Source organism: Streptomyces griseus subsp. griseus (assembly GCF_000720255.1).
In the GTDB taxonomy this organism is placed as follows: domain Bacteria; phylum Actinomycetota; class Actinomycetes; order Streptomycetales; family Streptomycetaceae; genus Streptomyces; species Streptomyces griseus_I.
Genome location: NZ_JOJE01000013.1, coordinates 92,936 through 112,723, shown reverse-complemented (window position 1 = coordinate 112,723; position 19,788 = coordinate 92,936). Strand labels below are relative to the sequence as shown.

15 protein-coding genes are annotated in these 19,788 nt (G+C 69.2%); 1 reads left to right on the top strand and 14 read right to left on the bottom strand.

Annotation, left to right across the window (positions count from 1 at the left end):
- Positions 1-52: 52 nt before the first annotated feature.
- The 12 genes from IG99_RS19215 to IG99_RS19160 form a co-directional block, all read right to left on the bottom strand.
- On the bottom strand, positions 53-2,026 hold the full coding sequence (locus IG99_RS19215) for a TIGR03960 family B12-binding radical SAM protein (protein ID WP_037675605.1): 1,974 nt from the start codon (positions 2,024-2,026) through the stop codon (positions 53-55).
- 80 nt (positions 2,027-2,106) lie between these two features.
- Positions 2,107-3,615 (bottom strand): CYTH and CHAD domain-containing protein, encoded by a 1,509-nt coding sequence (locus IG99_RS19210; protein ID WP_037675604.1) that lies wholly within the window; start codon positions 3,613-3,615, stop codon positions 2,107-2,109.
- Positions 3,616-3,667: 52 nt separating this feature from the next.
- Entirely contained in the window at positions 3,668-4,276 is a 609-nt protein-coding gene (locus IG99_RS19205; protein WP_037675602.1) for a hypothetical protein, read from the bottom strand.
- A gap of 23 nt (positions 4,277-4,299) precedes the next feature.
- Positions 4,300-5,499: a rod shape-determining protein RodA gene (gene rodA, locus IG99_RS19200; RefSeq protein WP_037675599.1), complete on the bottom strand. Its 1,200-nt coding sequence runs from the start codon at positions 5,497-5,499 to the stop codon at positions 4,300-4,302.
- A complete protein-coding gene (gene mrdA / locus IG99_RS19195) occupies positions 5,496-7,754 on the bottom strand; it encodes a penicillin-binding protein 2 (RefSeq protein ID WP_037675597.1) in 2,259 nt (752 codons plus the stop codon). Before mrdA ends, rodA begins: the two co-directional genes overlap by 4 nt.
- A gap of 161 nt (positions 7,755-7,915) precedes the next feature.
- Complete coding sequence (mreD, locus tag IG99_RS19190; protein WP_037675595.1) at positions 7,916-8,587, bottom strand: rod shape-determining protein MreD; 672 nt, start codon at positions 8,585-8,587, stop codon at positions 7,916-7,918.
- Positions 8,588-8,600: 13 nt separating this feature from the next.
- On the bottom strand, positions 8,601-9,548 hold the full coding sequence (gene mreC / locus IG99_RS19185; RefSeq protein ID WP_037675593.1) for a rod shape-determining protein MreC: 948 nt from the start codon (positions 9,546-9,548) through the stop codon (positions 8,601-8,603).
- Between the two features lie 141 nt (positions 9,549-9,689).
- Positions 9,690-10,709, bottom strand: a complete 1,020-nt coding sequence (locus IG99_RS19180; RefSeq protein ID WP_037675591.1) for a rod shape-determining protein — start codon at positions 10,707-10,709, stop codon at positions 9,690-9,692.
- Positions 10,710-11,282: 573 nt separating this feature from the next.
- Entirely contained in the window at positions 11,283-11,696 is a 414-nt protein-coding gene (ndk, locus tag IG99_RS19175) for a nucleoside-diphosphate kinase (RefSeq protein WP_037675589.1), read from the bottom strand.
- A gap of 51 nt (positions 11,697-11,747) precedes the next feature.
- Positions 11,748-12,104: a DUF4233 domain-containing protein gene (locus tag IG99_RS19170; RefSeq protein WP_037675587.1), complete on the bottom strand. Its 357-nt coding sequence runs from the start codon at positions 12,102-12,104 to the stop codon at positions 11,748-11,750.
- Between the two features lie 9 nt (positions 12,105-12,113).
- The gene (gene folC, locus IG99_RS19165; protein ID WP_037675586.1) at positions 12,114-13,637 is read right to left on the bottom strand and encodes a bifunctional tetrahydrofolate synthase/dihydrofolate synthase; all 1,524 of its coding nucleotides are present in this window, start codon (positions 13,635-13,637) and stop codon (positions 12,114-12,116) included.
- Between the two features lie 114 nt (positions 13,638-13,751).
- Positions 13,752-16,376, bottom strand: coding sequence for a valine--tRNA ligase (locus IG99_RS19160; protein ID WP_037675584.1), 2,625 nt, complete (start codon positions 16,374-16,376; stop codon positions 13,752-13,754).
- Positions 16,377-16,512: 136 nt separating this feature from the next.
- On the opposite strand from IG99_RS19160, the gene IG99_RS19155 reads away from it, so the two are divergent.
- Positions 16,513-17,520, top strand: coding sequence for a membrane protein (locus IG99_RS19155; RefSeq protein WP_037675582.1), 1,008 nt, complete (start codon positions 16,513-16,515; stop codon positions 17,518-17,520).
- A 70-nt stretch (positions 17,521-17,590) separates the two neighbouring features.
- Here IG99_RS19155 and clpX read toward each other — a convergent pair whose 3' ends face one another.
- Positions 17,591-18,880 (bottom strand): ATP-dependent Clp protease ATP-binding subunit ClpX, encoded by a 1,290-nt coding sequence (gene clpX, locus IG99_RS19150; protein ID WP_037675920.1) that lies wholly within the window; start codon positions 18,878-18,880, stop codon positions 17,591-17,593.
- A gap of 182 nt (positions 18,881-19,062) precedes the next feature.
- Positions 19,063-19,743: an ATP-dependent Clp protease proteolytic subunit gene (locus IG99_RS19145; protein ID WP_037675581.1), complete on the bottom strand. Its 681-nt coding sequence runs from the start codon at positions 19,741-19,743 to the stop codon at positions 19,063-19,065.
- Positions 19,744-19,788 lie beyond the last annotated feature (45 nt).

The following is a 19,788-nucleotide window of genomic DNA, read 5'->3' as shown; positions in this document are numbered from 1 at the left end:
ACGACAAGAGCCCCCTCCGCAGGCGAAGGGGGCTCCATGACCGGCCCGGGTCTCAGTGAGTGTGTCCACCGGCCGCAGGTCCCGCGTCCTTGACCGTCAGGGGCAGCAGCTTCTTGCCCGTCGGGCCGATCTGGATCGAGGTGTCCATCTGCGGGCACACTCCGCAGTCGAAGCAGGGCGTCCAGCGGCAGTCCTCGACCTCCGTCTCGTCGAGGGCGTCCTGCCAGTCCTCCCAGAGCCAGTCCTTGTCGAGGCCGGAGTCGAGGTGGTCCCAGGGGAGGACCTCCTCGTAGGAGCGCTCGCGGGTGGTGTACCAGTCGACGTCGACGCCGAAGGGAACCAGGGCCTTGTCGGCGCAACTCATCCAGCGGTCGTAGGAGAAGTGCTCGCGCCAGCCGTCGAAGCGGCCGCCGTCGTCGTAGACCGCGCGGATGACCGCGCCGATGCGGCGGTCGCCCCGGGAGAGCAGGCCCTCGACGATGCCGGGCTTGCCGTCGTGGTAACGGAAGCCGATCGAGCGGCCGTACTTCTTGTCGCCGCGGATCTTGTCGCGGAGCTTCTCCAGGCGGGCGTCCGTCTCCTCGGCCGACAGCTGCGGCGCCCACTGGAAGGGGGTGTGGGGCTTGGGGACGAAACCGCCGATCGAGACCGTGCAGCGGATGTCGTTCGAGCGGGAGACCTCGCGGCCCTTGGCGATCACCTTCGTCGCCATGTCGGCGATCTGGAGCACGTCCTCGTCGGTCTCCGTCGGCAGGCCGCACATGAAGTACAGCTTCACCTGGCGCCAGCCGTTGCCGTAGGCCGTGGAGACGGTCCTGATCAGGTCGTCCTCCGAGACCATCTTGTTGATGACCTTGCGGATGCGCTCCGAACCGCCCTCGGGGGCGAAGGTGAGGCCCGAACGGCGGCCGTTGCGGGTGAGCTCGTTCGCCAGGTCGATGTTGAAGGCGTCGACGCGGGTGGAGGGGAGGGACAGGCCGATCTTGTCCTCCTCGTAGCGGTCGGCCAGGCCCTTGGCGATGTCGCCGATCTCCGAGTGGTCCGCGGAGGACAGGGAGAGCAGGCCCACCTCCTCGAAGCCCGTCGCCTTCAGGCCCTTGTCGACCATGTCGCCGATGCCCGTGATCGAGCGTTCCCGGACCGGGCGGGTGATCATGCCGGCCTGGCAGAAGCGGCAGCCGCGGGTGCAGCCGCGGAAGATCTCCACCGACATCCGCTCGTGGACCGTCTCGGCCAGCGGCACCAGGGGCTGCTTCGGGTACGGCCACTCGTCCAGGTCCATCACCGTGTGCTTCGACACGCGCCACGGGACACCCGAGCGGTTGGGGACCACACGGGCGATACGGCCGTCCTGGAGGTACTCCACGTCGTAGAACGCCGGGATGTACACCCCGCCCGTCTTCGCCAGGCGGAAGAGGACCTCCTCGCGGCCGCCCGGCCGGCCCTCCGCCTTCCACTCCCGGATGATCCGGGTCATGTCGAGGACGGCCTGCTCGCCGTCGCCGATGACCGCCGCGTCGATGAAGTCGGCGATCGGCTCCGGGTTGAAGGCCGCGTGGCCGCCGGCCAGGACGATCGGGTCGTCCAGGCCGCGGTCCTTCGACTCCAGCGGGATGCCCGCCAGGTCCAGCGCCGTCAGCATGTTCGTGTAGCCCAGCTCCGTGGAGAAGGACAGACCGAACACGTCGAAGGCCTTCAGCGGCCGGTGGCTGTCCACCGTGAACTGCGGGACGCCGTGCTCCCGCATCAACGCCTCCAGGTCCGGCCACACGCTGTACGTGCGCTCGGCGAGGACGCCCTCCTGCTCGTTCAGCACCTCGTAGAGGATCATGACGCCCTGGTTGGGCAGACCGACCTCGTAGGCGTCCGGATACATGAGCGCCCAGCGGACGTCACAGGACTCCCACGGCTTGACCGTGGAGTTGAGCTCTCCGCCGACGTACTGGATCGGCTTCTGCACATGCGGGAGCAGAGCTTCGAGCTGCGGGAACACAGACTCAGCGGCCTCCGCGGATTCGGCAGGCATCTCGCGAACCTTCGTGAGCTGACAGGGGTGACCATCTAGCCTAACGCGGCTGAAGCCCTCCCCCGTACGCACGGAGGCGCTCAGAGATCCAGACTGCCGCGCATCGACGCCCACACCCCGGGCAGCTCCCCCTCCGTACTCGCCGCCCGGCGCTCCTCACGCCCGTACAGCACCCCGTACGTGAAGGAGCTCTCTCCCGCCGCGTGCGCCACCGCGGACAGCTCGCGCAGGGTCGTGCGGGTCATCACGCTGTCCTGGTGCTCGCCGAGCAGGGTCTGGAGCGCCTTCATGGACTTGCCCAGGTCCTTCGCCGGGGCGCCGAGCGCGGGGACGGCCGCCTCCGCCGCGTAGCGGGTCCGCTTGGCCTTCTTGCGGGCCTCGTGCAGGCCGAGGTCACGGTCCTGGCCGGGCGGCTGCTCCATGGCTTCCTCCACCAGTACGGCGACCTTTCCGAAGTCCTTGCGTACGGCCTTGGCGAGCACCTTGCGCGGTTTGCGGCCGGACGCCTTGCGCAGGGGCGGGTCGGCGACCAGGGCGTCCAGAGTGTCGAGCAGGGTCAGATAGCGCGGGGAGTCCAGTACGCCCAGCACGCGGCGGCGCGAGCCGCCGCGCCCGGCACCGGCCCAGGCGCCCAGCCGCTCCCGCACCGGACCCGACAGCAGGGTGGGGGGCAGATCGTCGAGGGACGCGGTCAGGCGCTCGGCGAGGACCTCCTGGTCGCGGCCCAGGCCCAGCTCTCCGGCCAGCCACTTCAGCTCCCCGCCGACGTCGTCGGTGACGGTCCGGTCGAGGACCTTGCCGAACGAGCGGAAGGTGCTGCGCAGCCGGCGGGTGGCGACCCGCATGTCGTGCACGGAGTCCTCGACGTCCCGGCGCACGGCCGGGTCGAGCTCGACGATGGCGTCCCGCTGGGCCCGGACGTACGCCATGACGTGGTCGCCCGCGGTGACGGGCTCACCGGGCCGTGTCGCGCCCTTGCGGCGCTTGCGGCGCGGAGCCGTCTCCGCGAGCGCGCGGGCCAGCTTGGACGGGGACGCCGACGGCCGTACGCCCGCCTTGCGCAATCGCTTCTCCACCTTGTCCAGGAAGGCCGGGTCACCGCCGTCGGCGAGCTCCACCTCGATCTCGGTCCACTGGGCGGTGCCCTCGCCGCCGAAGAGCCGATCCGCCCGTACGGCGTCCACGCTCACCTCGGCGAGGAGGCGCCCGGCGTTGTCGAGGAGTTCGCGTACGTCCCGGTCGGAGCGCAGCCGGATCACGGCCACCAGTTGGCCCCCGCGGACGTGTGAGCGGACCAGCGCCGCCAGTTCCTCGGGGACGGTGTCGGAGAGGGGGGCCCGGACCTCGTCCCGGACGCCGGGGCCGACCGGCAGCTTCAGATGCCAGCCGGCGTCGGAGCCGCCGGTGCGGCGGCGCAGGGTGATCGACGCCGCGGCGAGGCGCAGGTCCGACGTGTCGTAGTAGGTGGCGTCCAGTTCCGCCACGCCCTTGTCGAGGACGTCCGCGACTCCGGCGACGCCGGTCAGGTCGGGAAGCCCGCTCTCGTCGGATTCGTACTTGCGCTCGATCTCGCGTTTCGTCTCCGCCATGGAATGAATCTAGTGGCTGACCGGCCGGGACGGCAGTGGTGGGCGCCCTCGATCAGGTCGTCAGCAGCGCCCGCATCCGCTCCCCGTCCGGGAACGGCGCGTCCTTCGCCGTCCGGGAGACGAGGTACACATGGGCGTCCTCGAACTGGTGGTACGACAGCGGCTCCGGGCCCTGTCCGACGATCAGCGCGTTGTGCTCCAGGCGCCAGCTGACGTACCGGGTGTCGTACCTGGGCTGCCGGATGTCGTGGTTCGGCAGGCCGAGCCGGTCGGTGAAGCGCTGGACGACGGCGGCGAAGTGGGCGTCGAACTCCGGCCGCCAGGCGCCCTCCTCACTGGTCCAACCGGGCAGCGTGCCCCAGCAGTCCTCGTCGAGCAGACCGCCGTCGACCGAGTAGAGGTAGGCGAACGGCAGGTGCAGCGAGCCGTCACCGTCGCAGGTGACGAAGTGGCCCTGCGGGGTGACGTGGGTGGCGTCGGGGACATCGGGCGTCTCCTCGTACGCCGGCCCGCGCACCGCCTGCGACCAGTCGGGCCAGCCGGCCTCGCGCATCCGCGCCTCGATGGCGTCGTCGTCGGTCAGGTCCAGCTCCGCCAGCGCGAGAAGCTGGCTCACCAGCTCCTCGGTCACCGGACACAGGGCCACGAACTCCTCGGCCATTCCGCTCCCCCCTTCAGGTGCCGCTAGGCCGACATCGGCCGCTGCACCCGGATCGACTGCAACAGCCCCACCGCCACCCACACCGCGAACATCGAGGAACCGCCGTAGGACACGAACGGCAGGGGCAGGCCGGTCACCGGCATGATGCCGAGGGTCATTCCGATGTTCTCGAAGGCCTGGAAGGCGAACCAGGCGACGATCCCCGCGGCGACGATCGTGCCGTACAGCTCGGTCGTCTCGCGGGCGATGCGGCAGGCCCGCCACAGGACGACGCCGAGCAGCACGATGATGAGTCCCGCGCCGACGAAGCCCAGCTCCTCACCGGCGACGGTGAAGACGAAGTCGGTCTGCTGCTCGGGCACGAACTGGCCGGTGGTCTGGGAGCCGTGGAAGAGTCCCGCCCCGGTCAGTCCGCCCGAACCGATCGCGATGCGGGCCTGGTTGGTGTTGTAGCCGACGCCCGCCGGGTCGAGCTCGGGGTTGGCGAAGGCCGCGAAACGGGCGATCTGGTACTCGTCAAGGATGTGCAGCTGCCAGACAGAGATCGCGCCGGCCGCGCCCGCGCCGATCAGGCCGAACACCCAACGGTTGGAGGCGCCGGAGGCGAGCAGCACGCCCAGCACGATGATCACCATGACCATGACCGAGCCGAGGTCGGGCATGAGCATCACGATCAGCATCGGCACGGCGGCCAGGCCCAGGGCCTGCAGGACGGTCCGGTGATCGGGGTACTCCCGGTCGCCCGCGTCGACACGAGTGGCCAGCAGCATCGCCATGCCCAGGATGATCGTGATCTTCACGAACTCCGAGGGCTGCAGCGAGAAGCCGCCGCCGAGCACGATCCAGGAGTGCGCGCCGTTGACCGTGGAGCCGAGCGGGGTGAGCACAAGGAGGAGCAGGAAGACCGAGAGGCCGTAGAGGATCGGCACCACGTTGCGCAGGGTGCGGTGGCCGAGCCAGACCGTGCCGATCATCAGGGCGAACCCGATGCCGGTGTTCATGAGGTGCCGGACCAGGAAGTAGTACGGGTCGCCCTGGTTGATCTCGGTGCGGTTGCGGGTCGCCGAGTAGACCAGGAGCGAGCCGATCAGTGACAGGGCGAGGCCCGACAGCAGTATCGGCCAGTCGAGTCGGCGGGCCAGCGAATCACGGGCGAAGATCCGTGTCCAGCCGGCCCGTTCGGGCCCGTACCCGGAGACCTGGAAGCTGTTGGCCCCGGTCATGTGAGCATCCTCCGGCATCCCCTCTTACGGCTCCTGCGGCCGCGCCTGCGGGTGTCGCGGTTGGTGGCCGCCGGTGAGGCGACGGTGCCCGCCGGCTGGCCCTCGTCCGGGGCCTTCTCGCCCTCCTGGCTGACCCGCTGGTCCTTGGCCGGGTCCTTGGCGACCTTCGGCGCGGTGATCGAACCGTCCGTCTTGATCTTCGGCAGGCTCTTCTGCGGGGTGGGCAGCAGGGCGTTCTTCTTCTCGATCTTGCCGTCGGCGGAGACGCCGTACAGGGCGTTGTAGATGTGGCGCACCGCTTCACCGGAGGCACCGGAGCCCGTACCGGCCTGGGCGATCGTCATGACGACCGTGTAGTCCTTGCTGTACGTGGCGAGCCAGGACGTCGTCTGCTTGCCGTAGACCTCGGCGGTACCGGTCTTGGCGTGCAGCGGGATCTTGTCCTGCGGCCAGCCGCCGAACTTCCACGCGGCGGTACCGCGGGTGACCACGCCTTCAAGGGCTGAGTCCATGCCCTTGAGGGTCGCCTGGTCTATCGGCAGCCTGCCCTTGGCCTTCGGCTTGATCTCCTGGACTGTCCTGCCGTCGGCGCTGACGATCGCCTTGCCGATGGTCGGCTGGTACATGGTGCCGCCGTTGGCGAGGGCTCCGTAGATCGCGGCCTCCTGGATCGGCGTGACGAGGGTGTCGCCCTGGCCGATGGAGTAGTTGATCGAGTCGCCCTCGCGCATCTTGTTGCCTTCGAGGCAGTTCTCGTAGGCGATCTTCTCGACGTAACTGCCGTTCTTCTTGCCGGACTTGCACCAGGCGTCCTTGTTGGCCTTCCAGTACGCCTCCTTCCACGCCCGGTCGGGGACGCGGCCGGTGACCTCGTTGGGCAGGTCGATGCCGGTCTCCTTGCCGAGGCCGAACTGGTGGGCGGCCTTGTAGAAGTAGTCCTTGGGCTCGCCCTTCTTGGGGTTGATCCCGCCGTCCCTCTTCCACTCCCGGTCGGCGAGGCCGTAGAAGACGGTGTCGCAGGAGACCTCGAGCGCCCGGCCGAGGGAGATGGGGCCGAAGTTCTCGCCCTCGAAGTTCTTGAAGACCTGGCCACCGACCGAGTAGGAGCTGGTGCAGGGGTAGCCGCCGTCCCACTCGTAGCCGGCTTCGACCGCGGCGGCCGTGGAGACCACCTTGAACGTCGAACCGGGCGCGGACTGACCCTGGATGGCCCTGTTGAGCAGCGGGTAGTCGGAGTTCTTGCCGGTGAGCTTCTTGTAGTCCTTGGCGGAGATGCCGCCGACCCAGACGTTCGGGTCGTAGGTCGGGGCGGACGACATGGCGACGATCCGGCCGGTCTTGGCCTCCATCACGACGACGGCGCCCGAGTCGGCCTTGTAGTTCTCACCGGTGATCTTGTCGAACTGGGTCCTGGCGATCTTCATCGCGTTGTCCAGCTCGTACTCCGCGACCCGTTGGACGCGGGCGTCGACGCTGGTGACGAGGGTGGAGCCGGACTCGGCGGGGGTGGCCTCCGCCTTGCCGATGACGCGGCCGAGGTTGTCGACCTCGTAGCGGGTCACACCGGCCTTGCCGCGCAGCTGCTTGTCGTACTGGCGCTCGAGGCCGGAGCGGCCGACCTGGTCGGAGCGCAGATACGGCGAGTCGGTGTCCTGGGCCTTGGTGATCTCCTCGTCGGTGACCGGCGAGAGGTAGCCGAGGACCTGGGCGGTGTTGGCCTTGCCGGGGGCGGCGTAGCGGCGGACGGCCTCGGGCTCGGCGGTGATCCCGGGGAAGTCCTCGGCGCGTTCACGGATCTGCAGGGCCTGCTTCGCCGTGGCCTCGTCGGTGATGGGGATGGGCTGGTACGGCGAGCCGTTCCAGCAGGGCTGGGGCGTCTTGGCGTCGCACAGCCGGACCTTCATCATGACGTCGGCCGGGGTCATGCCGAGGACGCCCGCGAGCTTGCTGAGGACGGCCTTGCCGTCGTCCTTCATCTTCAGCAGGTCGGTGCGGGAGGCGGAGACGACCAGCCGGGTCTCGTTGTCGGCGAGGGGAACTCCGCGTGCGTCCAGGATCGAGCCGCGCACCGCGGGCTCGACGACCTGCTGGACGTGGTTGCCGGAGGCCTCCTTGGCGTAGGCGGCGCCCTCGCGGATCTGGAGGTACCACAGGCGCCCGCCGAGGGTGCCGAGGAGGGAGAGGACGAGGATCTGGATCACGACGAGCCGGATCTGGACGCGTGGGGTCCGCCCGGTCTCGGGAATGTTGGTCACTGCGGCTGCCTCCCCCTCTCAGTACGCGAACGTGTGTGCACGCACGGACGCGTGTGCCCGTACGCATGATGAACGACCGGCCTGTGAGGCTCCGTTCCGCCGGAGCTTCCCCGTTCGGGTGAACTCATCCACTGGCGCGCTCCACGCGCGAGCACCCGCGCTCACAGCCGCTTGACCCCCTTGATGCGGCCCGCGCGGGCGACCCTCGACCGGGCGGCCTTCACCCGCAGTCCGGTGCGCTGCCCGCCGATCTTCAGGCCGGTGCCGCCGGAGAGCCAGCCCGAGGAGATGTCGGTGGCCTTGGCGGCGGAGCCGGTCTCGGCGAGCGGGTCGTTGTCGGCGCGCCGGGCCAGCGCCATGATGCCGGGGACGACGAAGGGGGCGAGCAGCAGGTCGTAGACGGCGGCCGTGAACAGCAGGCTGCCCAGGCCCACATGGCGGGCGGCGGTGTCGCCGACGAGGGCGCCGACCCCGGCGTAGAGCAGGGTGGAGCCGATGGCGGCGCCGACCACCACGACCATCGGGCCGGTGGCCGACTTGATCTGGCCGGTCTCGGGCTTGATGAGACCGGCGAGGTAGCCGATGACGCACAGCACCAGGGCGTAGCGGCCTGCGGCGTGGTCGGCGGGCGGGGCGAGGTCGGCGAGGAGACCCGCGCCGAAGCCGATGAGGGCGCCGCCGACATGGCCGTAGACCATGGCCAGGCCCAGGACGGTGAGCAGCAGTATGTCGGGGACGGCGCCGGGTAGATGGAGGCGGGCGAGGACGCACACCTGGAGCACCAGGGCCACGACGACCAGCGAGGTGGACAGCAGGATCCGGTTGACGCGCACGGGAAATCAGCTCCTACTGCTCTTGCTCGAACTGGCCGTCGGCGGGCGCGCTCGCGGACGGGGTGACCGTGACGGTGACCGTCGGCGTGGGGGTCGGCTTGGGCTTGGCCGGCAGCACGGTGTCGCGCGGATCCTTCTTCGGGGCCTGGACGACGACCCCGACGATGTCGAGTTTGGTGAAGGCGGCGTACGGGGTGACGTAGAGGGTGCGGGTCAGGCCGCCGCCGGAGGGGTCGACGCGGGAGACGACGCCGACGGGGACGCCCGGCACGAACGGCTTGTCGGCCTGCGAGCCGAAGGTGACGAGCCGGTCGCCCTTCTTGACGTCCGCCTTGCCGTTGAGGAGTTCGACGCGCAGCGGCTGGTCGCCCTGTCCGGAGGCGAAGCCGAGTTCGTCGGTGGATTCCATGCGGGTGCCGACGGTGAAGTCCGGGTCGCTGGCGAGGAGGACGGTGGCGGTGTTCGGTCCCACGGTGGTCACGCGGCCCACCAGTCCGTCTCCGTTGAGGACGGTCATGTCGCGCTTGATGCCGTCGTTCGCGCCGACGTCGATGGTGATGGTCCAGGAGAAGCCCTGCGCCGCTCCTATCGCGATGACCTCGGCGCCCTTGATGCCGTACTGGCCGGCGCCGGCGGTCTTCAGCAACTTGTCGAGCTGCGTGAGCCGGCTGCGGTTGCGGTCGTCGCTGCCGAGTCTCGCCTTGAGGGCCGCGTTTTCCTTCTCCAGGACGGCGAGCCGGTCGTGGCGCTCACCCGAGTCGCGTACGGCGGAGACCGCGTTGCCGACGGGATCGACCGCCGACGACACCCCGTTCTCGATCGGACCGAAGACCGCGGCCGCGGCCTGGCGGGCACCGTCGACCGGGGAGTCTTCCCCGCCGCGGATGTCCACCGTGATCAGTGCGAACGCGATGGCGATCAGCAGCACCAGGAGCAGCCGGCTCTCTCGTGTGTCCCTCACGTGCGGCGGCCGTGCCCTTCCCTCTAGGAATGTGCGGGGTGTTTGGAACGTACAGGCGTTTGTGGGTGAGCTTATGCCTCGATATCAACGATCCGCCGCACGAGAGGAGATCATCTCGTACGGCGGAATCGAGGAGTCGCGTCATCGGCGCGGCGCGGCGTCCAGGACCTGCTGGAGCGCCTCGAATTCCTCGACACACTTGCCCGAACCGAGCGCCACGCTGTCCAGCGGGTCCTCGGCGATGTGGATGGGCATGCCGGTCTCGCGGCGCAGCCGTTCGTCGAGCCCGCGCAGCAGGGCCCCACCGCCCGTCAGAACGATTCCGCGGTCCATGATGTCGCCGGACAGCTCCGGCGGGCACTTGTCGAGGGTCGTCTTGACCGCGTCCACGATGGCGTTGACGGGTTCCTCGATCGCCTTGCGTACTTCGGCGGCCGAGATGACAACGGTCTTGGGCAGCCCGGAGACGAGGTCCCGGCCGCGGATTTCGGTGTGCTCGTCGGAGTCGAGGTCGTACGCCGAACCAATGGTGATCTTGATCTGCTCGGCCGTCCGCTCGCCCAGAAGAAGGCTGTACTCCTTCTTGATGTGCTGGATGATCGAGCTGTCCAACTCGTCGCCCGCCACGCGGATGGACTGGGCGGTGACGATGCCGCCGAGGGAGATGACCGCGACCTCCGTGGTGCCGCCGCCGATGTCCACCACCATGTTGCCCGTGGCCTCGTGGACCGGCAGGCCGGAGCCGATGGCCGCGGCCATGGGCTCCTCGATGATGTGCACCTGGCGGGCGCCGGCCTGGGTCGACGCCTCGATGACGGCACGGCGCTCGACGCCGGTGATGCCGGACGGCACACAGACGACGACCCGGGGCCGGGCGAGGTACCTCCGCTTGTGGATCTTCAGGATGAAGTAGCGGAGCATCCGCTCGGTGATTTCGAAGTCGGCGATGACACCGTCCTTGAGCGGACGCACGGCGACGATGTTGCCAGGGGTCCGCCCGATCATCTTCTTGGCTTCGGCGCCGACCGCGAGGATGCCACCGGTGTTGGTGTTGATCGCGACGACGGACGGCTCGTTGAGTACGATCCCGCGACCCCTGACGTACACCAGCGTGTTGGCGGTCCCGAGGTCGACAGCCATGTCACGGCCGATGAACGACATTGAGTTCCCCATCAGGATTCGTCTGGCCTTCCCACGAGCTTTTGAGGGCTTTTCAGGTCGGCGAAGGTGGGTGCTGTGACGTGAAGGCTTCCATCGTAAACGCGCCTGCACGAACACTGCGCGAGGGTCTTCGCCATTGTCAGCAGATGCGGAGCCGCCTCGCTTGTGGAGACAGTCCATAGGGGGCACACGTTCCCCCGATCGCCACGGCATATGCCGAGGGACGGCCGAAAACGTACGGCCGTCCCAGGTCGGTGAGTGGGGCGAGCTGACGGTCTATCAGAAAAATCCTCGGAATTTTCGCCGCGGGCCGCTGCCGCGGGGTGGCTTGGCCAGGAGGTGGGCCGGAGGCAAGTCGTGGGCCGGGGCAAGGGACGGACCGGGGACCGCGCGACACGCGGACGGACCCGAACGGACCACCGCCGGGCGCGCCGTCTCACGCGAGGCTCACTCGTCACGCCGACCGACGCGCCCCGAACGACACTGCCTGAGCCGGGCCGACCGCCGGACCACGTCCACCCGGCCGGGCCGGCCCGACTGCACCCACCCGATTCCGTCGGACCCCCGGAGGGGCTACGCGTGGCCGGGGAAGAAGAGCTTGACCTCGCGGTCGGCGGACTCCTCCGAGTCGGAGGCGTGGATGAGGTTCTCGCGGACGATGACGCCGAAGTCGCCGCGGATGGAGCCGGGCGCGGCGGCGATCGGGTCGGTCGGGCCGGCCAGGGCGCGGACGCCCTCGATGACCCGCTCGCCCTCGACGATCAGGGCGACGACGGGGCCGGACGACATGAACTCGACCAGCGGCTCGTAGAACGGCTTGCCCTGGTGCTCGCCGTAGTGCTGCTCCAGGGTCTCCTGGTCCAGCGTGCGCAGCTCCAACGCGGTGATCTGCCAGCCGGCCTTGCGCTCGATACGGCTGATGATCTCGCCGGTCAGGCCGCGACGGACGGCGTCGGGCTTGAGCAGGACGAGGGTGCGCTGGGTCACGAGGGCTCCTTCGGAGTCAAAGCTGGTGCGGGTGATGAGATTACCCGGTTGTTACGCAGCGTCAGCCCCGGAGGATCCCGCCTGGGCCGCGAATCTCGCCTTCGCCTCGTCGACCTTGCGCCCGAAGTGCACCGACGCCCACCACAGCGCCGCGAACACCACCCCGAGGAAGAACATCGCCGGCACCACGAACCCGGACGCGATCAGCGCGATCTGAAGGGCCCAACCGAGGACGACACCGCCCGGCCGGGTCACCAGACCGCACAGCACCAGGCTCAGGAACATCGCGATCCCGCACACCGTCCACACCGTGGAGGTGGACAGGTCGGGGTCCTTCATCGCGACCAGCCCGGCGAACCCGATGACGAAGAACTCACCGATGAGGGTCGAGGAACAGAGCGTACGCATGGTGAGGACTCAGCCCTTCCCGAGCAGCAGTCGGGCCTCGCCGACGGTGATGACGGACCCGGTGACCAGAACGCCGCCGCCGGCGAACTCGCCCTCCTCCTCGGCCAGCGTGATCGCCGCCTCCAGGGCGTCCGGCAGCCGCGGCTCCACCTGCACGCGCTCCTCGCCGAACACCTCCACGGCGATCGCGGCCAGCTCGTCCGCGTTCATCGCGCGGTGACTGGAGTTCTGGGTGACGACGACCTCCGCGAAGATCGGCTCGAAGGCCTCGAGGAGCCCCCGTACGTTCTTGTCACCGCTCGCGCCGACGACCCCGATCAGCCGGCTGAAGTCGAACGCCTCGCCGACCGCCTCCGCCGTCGCGGCCGCGCCCGCCGGATTGTGGGCCGCGTCCAGGACCACGGTCGGGGACCGGCGTACGACTTCCATCCGCCCCGGCGACGACACCGCCGCGAAGGCCTTGCGGACCGTGTCGATGTCGAGCGGCTCGGGCCGCTGGGAGCCCACGCCGAAGAACGCCTCCACCGCGGCGAGCGCCACGGCCGCGTTGTGCGCCTGGTACGCGCCGTGCAGCGGCAGGTACACCTCGGTGTACTCGCCGCCCAGACCGCGCAGGGTCAGCAGCTGCCCGCCCACGGCGACCTGCCGCGCGACGACCCCGAACTCCAGACCCTCGCGGGCCACGGTGGCGTCGACCTCCACGGCCTTCTTCAGCATCACCTGAGCCGCGTCCACCGGCTGCTGCGCCAGGATCACGGTCGCGTCCTGCTTGACGATGCCGGCCTTCTCAAGGGCGATCTCGGCGTGCGTCTCACCGAGCCGGTCCGTGTGGTCGAGGTCGATCGGCGTCACCACGGCGACGTCCCCGTCGATCACGTTGGTGGCGTCCCAGCTGCCGCCCATGCCGACCTCGACGACGGCCACGTCGACCGGCGCGTCGGCGAAGGCGGCGTAGGCCATACCGGTCAGCACCTCGAAGAAGGACAGCCGGTACTCCTGCTGCCCGTCCACCATCTCCACGTACGGCTTGATGTCCTCGTACGTCTCGACGAAGCGCTCGGCGGAGATCGGCGCCCCGTCGAGGCTGATCCGCTCGGTGATGGACTGCACGTGCGGGGAGGTGTACCGCCCGGTGCGCAGCTCGAAGGCGCCGAGCAGGGCCTCGATCATGCGGGCGGTGGAGGTCTTGCCGTTGGTGCCGGTGATGTGGATCGAGGGGTACGACCGCTGCGGCTCGCCCAGGACGTCCATCAACGCGGCGATGCGGCTGACGGACGGTTCCAGCTTGGTCTCGCCCCAGCGCGTGGCCAGGTCCGCCTCGACCTCGCGCAGGGCCTTGTCGACCTCGGGGTCGGCCGGACGCGCCGGCACGTCGGCCTGCGGCGGGCCGCCCTGGGTGCGCAGGGTGCGGCTGCCGGCCTCGATCACCGCGAGATCGGGGTCGCGGTCGGTTTCGGCCGCGATGATCTCTTCGAAGGAGTCGAGGGCGTCGGGCTGGTCGTCGGGGTTGCCGTTCGGGGGGAGCTCGCTCACGGGGCCAGTCTACGGAGCCCCCGCCATCGGCGTGGCTGCGGGCACACCCCCCCTCAGCGCGCAAAGGCCCCGGAACCTCACACAGCTCCGGGACCTTCACCGATGTACGGACGCTTACGCCTCAGGCAACCGCTCCAGCTGTGCCAGGATCCGGGTGATGTCCTCGTCCGCCTTGGCGAGCCGTCCGCGGATCTTGTCCACCACGTTCTCCGGAGCCTTCGCCAGGAACGCCTCGTTGCCCAGCTTCGCCGTGGCCTGCGCCTTCTCCTTCTCCGCGGCCGCGAGGTCCTTCGCCAGCCGCTTGCGCTCCGCGGCGACGTCGATCGTGCCGGAGAGGTCCAGCGCGACCGTGGCCCCGGCGACCGGCAGGGTCGCCGTCGCGGAGAAGCCCTCGCCCTCGGGCTGGAGGCGCAGCAGCTGCCGGATGGCCGCCTCGTGCGGGGCGAGCGCCGTGCCGTCCAGCTCCAGACGGGCCGGAACCCGCTGGCCGGGCTGGAGGCCCTGATCGGCGCGGAAGCGGCGGACCTCGGTGATGACGGACTGGAGCGTCTCGATCTCCCGCTCGGCGGCAGCGTCCCGGAAGCCACTGTCGGCGGGCCACTCGGCGATGACGACCGACTCGCCGCCGGTCAGCGTCGTCCACAGCGTCTCCGTGACGAACGGGACCACCGGGTGCAGCAGCTTCAGCGTGACGTCGAGGACCTCGCCCAGGACCCGCTTGGAGACCTCGGCCGCCTCGCCGCCCGCCTGGAACGTGGTCTTGGACAGCTCGACGTACCAGTCGAAGACCTCGTCCCACGCGAAGTGGAACAGCGCGTCGGACAGCTTGGCGAACTGGTAGTCCTCGTAGAACGCGTCGACTTCGGCCACGACGGAGTTGAGGCGGGAGAGGATCCAGCGGTCCGTGGCGGACATCGCCGACGCGTCCGGCAGCGGGCCCTCGATCGTCGCGCCGTTCATCAGCGCGAAGCGGGTCGCGTTCCAGATCTTGTTGGCGAAGTTGCGGGAGCCCTGGACCCAGTCCTCGCCGATCGGGACGTCGACGCCGGGGTTGGCGCCGCGCGCGAGGGTGAAGCGCAGCGCGTCGGAGCCGTACTTGTCCATCCAGTCCAGCGGGTTGACCGCGTTGCCGAAGGACTTCGACATCTTCTTGCCGAACTGGTCGCGGACCATGCCGTGCAGGGCGATGGTGTGGAACGGCGGGGTGCCGTCCATCGCGTACAGGCCGAACATCATCATCCGGGCGACCCAGAAGAAGAGGATGTCGTAGCCGGTGACCAGGACGGAGTTCGGGTAGAACTTCGCGAGCGACGCGGTCTGTTCGGGCCAGCCGAGCGTGGAGAAGGGCCACAGGCCGGAGGAGAACCAGGTGTCGAGGACGTCGGTGTCCTGACGCCAGCCCTCGCCGGTGGGCGGCTCCTCGTCGGGTCCGACGCAGACGACCTCACCGTTCGGGCCGTACCAGACGGGGATGCGGTGGCCCCACCACAACTGCCGCGAGATGCACCAGTCGTGGAGGTTGTCGACCCAGTCGAAGTACCGCTTCTCCATCTCCTGCGGGTGGATCTTGACGCGTCCGTCGCGGACGGCATCACCGGCCGCCTTCGCCAGTGGGCCGACCTTGACCCACCACTGCATGGACAGGCGCGGCTCGATGGTGGTCTTGCAGCGCGAGCAGTGGCCGACGCTGTGGACGTACGGCCGCTTCTCGGCCACGATCCGGCCCTCGGCGCGCAGCGCCGCGACGATGGCGGAACGGGCTTCGAGCCGGTCCAGGCCCTGGAAGGGGCCGTGGGCGGTGATGACCGCGTGCTCGTCCATGACGGTGAGGGACGGCAGGTCGTGGCGCTGGCCGATCTCGAAGTCGTTCGGGTCGTGGGCCGGGGTGACCTTGACGGCGCCGGTGCCGAACTCGGGGTCGACGTGCTCGTCGGCGACGACCGGGATGGAACGGTCGGTCAGCGGCAGCTTGATGAGCTTGCCGACCAGGTGCCTGTACCGCTCGTCCTCGGGATGAACGGCGACGGCCGTGTCACCGAGCATGGTCTCGGCGCGGGTGGTGGCGACGACGAGCGTCTCGTCGCCCTCGCCGTACTTGATGGAGACGAGCTCGCCGTCGTCGTCCTGGTACTCCACCTCGATGTCCGAGATGGCGGTCAGGCAGCGCGGACACCAGTTGATGATGCGCTCGGCGCGGTAGATCAGCTCGTCGTCGTAGAGCCGCTTGAAGATGGTCTGGACGGCCTGGGAGAGGCCCTCGTCCATGGTGAAGCGCTCGCGCGACCAGGCGACGCCGTCGCCGAGGCGGCGCATCTGGCCGGAGATCTGCCCGCCGGACTCGCCCTTCCACTGCCAGACCCGCTCGACGAACGTCTCACGGCCCAGGTCGTGGCGGGACTTGCCCTCCTTGCCGAGCTCGCGCTCGACGACGTTCTGGGTGGCGATGCCGGCGTGGTCCATGCCGGGCTGCCACAGCGTCTCGTAGCCCTGCATCCGCTTGCGGCGGGTCAGGGCGTCGATGAGTGTGTGCTCGAAGGCGTGGCCGAGGTGCAGGCTGCCGGTGACGTTCGGCGGCGGGATGACGATGGTGTAGGGCGGCTTGTCGCTCTTCTCGTCCGCCTCGAAGTAACCCCGCTCCACCCAGCGCTCGTACAGCGGCCCCTCTACGTCGGCCGGCGCGTACTGGGTCGGCAGTTCGGTGTCGGGCGCTGGTGGCTGCTGCTGAGCGTTCTCGGTCACGGGCTCAGTTTAGAGGTGTCACGGCACAGTCCCGAAACGCGTTTGTTCTGTAACGGGCCGACCCCCGATGGCATGCGCACGATGGCTCTGCGCCAGGATGTCTGAAACACATAAACATCTGGAGGGGAACCCAGAAATGAGCGACAACCAGCCGGGCCCGTACGGCGGGCAGCCCCAGCAGCCCGGACCGTACGGCCAGCCGGGCCCCTACGGCCAGCCGCCGCAGGCCCCCCAGCCCGGCTACGGCTACCCCCAGCAGGTCCCGCCCGCCCAGCCGGGCTACGGCTACCCGCAGGGCGCCCCTCCGCAGCAGCCGAACCCCTACGGCCAGCAGCAGCCGTACGGTCAGCAGCCCCCGTACGGCCAGCAGCCCACCCCGCCGTACGGCCAGGCCCCGTACGGCGTGCCCCAGCCGCCGGCGGCCGGGGGCGGGAAGAAGAAGACCGGCCTCATCATCGGCGCGGTCGCCGTCGTGGCCGCGATCGGTGTGGGCGCCTACTTCGTGATCGGCGGAGGCGGCGGCGCGGGCGGCCTGTCGGACGACGGCGCGCACAAGCTGGAGACTCCGGCGACGGTGCTCGACTACAAGCGGGTCGGCAAGGGCGGCGAGAGCACGGACGCGGACACCGTGAAGTACCTGGAGACGAGCGGCGTCAAGAACGGCAAGGCCGTCATCGGGCAGTACTCCACGGCCGACTTCGGCAACTACGACCCGCAGAACCCCGACCCCAAGGACCTGCCCGGCAAGAGCGAGCTGCTCGTGGCCAGGGGCGTGACCATGGTGGGCGGTTACGGCGAGATCGCCGACCCCAAGGCGGCCCTCGACAAGTACTTCGCCGCCATCCAGAAGCAGATCGAGGCCAGCAACTCCAGCTCGTCGAGCTCTTCTTCCGGCAGCGGGTCCCAGACCAAGCTGGTCGGCCAGCCCGAAGAGGCCGACATCGACGGCGCGGTCATGAAGTGCCAGGCGGCCGAGGGCACCAACAACCTCACCCAGAAGCCGTCGACCGACTGGTTCTGCGTGTGGTCCGACTACAGCACGATCGCCATGGTCTCCCCCGGTGACAACACCAAGAGCGTCACCAAGGAGTCCGCGATCGACATCACCACGAAGATGCGCGACGAAGTCCGTGTGAAGGCCTGACGCCTCCACCGCACGACGAAGGGGCTCCGGTCGGTCGACCGGAGCCCCTTCGTCGCTGTGTGTGCGGCGGTTACGCCGTCTTCTGCTCGCCCGGACCCCGGCCGTTGCGGGCGTCGCGGGGGATCAGGGTCGGGTTGACGTTGGAGTGGACCACGTCCGCGGTGATGACGACGCGGGCCACGTCCTTGCGGGAGGGGACCTCGTACATCACGGACATGAGGACTTCCTCCATGATGGCGCGCAGACCGCGGGCGCCGGTCTGGCGGAGGATGGCCTGGTCGGCGATGGCCTCGAGGGCCTCACGCTCGAAGTCCAGCTCCACGCCGTCGAGTTCGAAGAGGCGCTGGTACTGCTTCACGAGCGCGTTACGGGGCTCGACGAGGATCTGCAGGAGCGCCTCGCGGTCCAGGTTGTGCACCGAGGTGATGACGGGCAGGCGGCCGATGAACTCGGGGATCATGCCGAACTTGACCAGATCCTCGGGCATGACGTCCTCGAACTGGTCCTTGGCCTCCAGCTCGCGCTTGGAGCGGATCGTCGCGCCGAAGCCGATGCCCTTGGCACCGGCCCTGGACTCGATGATCTTCTCCAGACCCGAGAAGGCACCGCCCACGATGAACAGGACGTTCGTCGTGTCGATCTGGATGAACTCCTGGTGCGGGTGCTTGCGGCCGCCCTGGGGCGGGACCGAGGCGGTGGTGCCCTCCAGGATCTTCAGCAGGGCCTGCTGTACGCCCTCGCCGCTGACGTCACGCGTGATCGACGGGTTTTCACTCTTCCGAGCGACCTTGTCGATCTCGTCGATGTAGATGATCCCGGTCTCGGCCTTCTTGACGTCGTAGTCGGCCGCCTGGATCAGCTTGAGCAGGATGTTCTCGACGTCCTCGCCGACGTATCCCGCCTCCGTGAGCGCCGTCGCGTCGGCGATGGCGAACGGGACGTTCAGCATGCGCGCGAGCGTCTGTGCGAGAAGCGTCTTGCCGGAGCCCGTCGGGCCCAGCAGGAGGATGTTGGACTTCGCCAACTCGATGGCGTCCTCGCGGCTTTGGCCGCCGCCGTTCTCACCGGCCTGGACCCGCTTGTAGTGGTTGTACACCGCGACGGAGAGGGCCTTCTTGGCCGCCTCCTGGCCGACCACGTAGCCCTCGAGGAACTCGTAGATCTCGCGGGGCTTCGGGAGTTCCTCCCAGCGGACCTCGCTCGTCTCCGCGAGTTCTTCCTCGATGATCTCGTTGCAGAGGTCGATGCACTCGTCGCAGATGTACACACCGGGCCCTGCGATGAGCTTCTTGACCTGCTTCTGGCTCTTGCCGCAGAACGAGCACTTGAGCAGATCGCCGCCGTCACCGATGCGTGCCACGGTGTGCTTCCCCTTCGCCTGGGAGACGCCTAGGTCCAGCGGCTCCTGGTGCTGCCTTATGTCCGACGGTACCTTGCCGGGCCCCTCGTTCGGGCCCCCCTTGGCACGGTTCACTTTGACGTGCACCTTGTCGGGCACGTGCCGACCCGTGCCAAGGGCGGCAGACGCTTCGTGCGCCCGCGTCAGCGAACGTCGGCGTTGTTCATCTTCCGGGTGGAGATGATCTGGTCGATCAGGCCGTACGACAGGGCGTCCTCGGCCGTGAGGATCTTGTCGCGCTCGATGTCCTCGCGGATCTTCTCGATCGGCGTGGTGGAGTGCTTGGCCAGCATCTCCTCCAGCTGCGAGCGCATCCGCAGGATCTCGTTCGCGGCGATCTCCAGGTCGGAGACCTGGCCACGGCCCGTCTCACTGTAGGGCTGGTGGATCAGCACGCGCGCGTTGGGCAGCGCCATCCGCTTGCCGGGCGAACCGGCGGCCAGCAGGATGGCCGCGGCGGAGGCCGCCTGGCCCATGCAGACCGTCTGGATGTCCGGCTTCACGAACTGCATCGTGTCGTAGATCGCGGTCAGCGCGGTGAAGGAGCCGCCGGGGCTGTTGATGTAGACCGAGATGTCCCGGTCGGGGTCCATCGACTCCAGGCACAGCAGCTGCGCCATCACGTCGTTGGCGGACGCGTCGTCGATCTGCACACCGAGGAAGATCACGCGCTCCTCGAAGAGCTTCGCGTACGGGTCGTACTCGCGGATGCCCTGCGAGGTGCGCTCGACGAAGCGCGGGATGACGTAGCGGGACTCGGCCGCCGGTCCCGTGTATTCGGCGCGCGTACGGTCGTACAGGCCGCTGCCGGGGAAGTCGTTCACTGTCTGTCTCCTAGGGGCTGTGGCGGTCGGCTGGGGGCTGTCCTG

Coding starts and splice junctions, on each gene's coding strand:
- IG99_RS19215 (WP_037675605.1), bottom strand. CDS start 2,026: ATGCCTGCCGAATCCGCGGAGGCCGCTGAGTCTGTGTTCCCGCAGCTC.
- IG99_RS19210 (WP_037675604.1), bottom strand. CDS start 3,615: ATGGCGGAGACGAAACGCGAGATCGAGCGCAAGTACGAATCCGACGAG.
- IG99_RS19205 (WP_037675602.1), bottom strand. CDS start 4,276: ATGGCCGAGGAGTTCGTGGCCCTGTGTCCGGTGACCGAGGAGCTGGTG.
- rodA (WP_037675599.1), bottom strand. CDS start 5,499: ATGACCGGGGCCAACAGCTTCCAGGTCTCCGGGTACGGGCCCGAACGG.
- IG99_RS19180 (WP_037675591.1), bottom strand. CDS start 10,709: ATGTCGTTCATCGGCCGTGACATGGCTGTCGACCTCGGGACCGCCAAC.
- IG99_RS19170 (WP_037675587.1), bottom strand. CDS start 12,104: ATGCGTACGCTCTGTTCCTCGACCCTCATCGGTGAGTTCTTCGTCATC.
- IG99_RS19155 (WP_037675582.1), top strand. CDS start 16,513: ATGAGCGACAACCAGCCGGGCCCGTACGGCGGGCAGCCCCAGCAGCCC.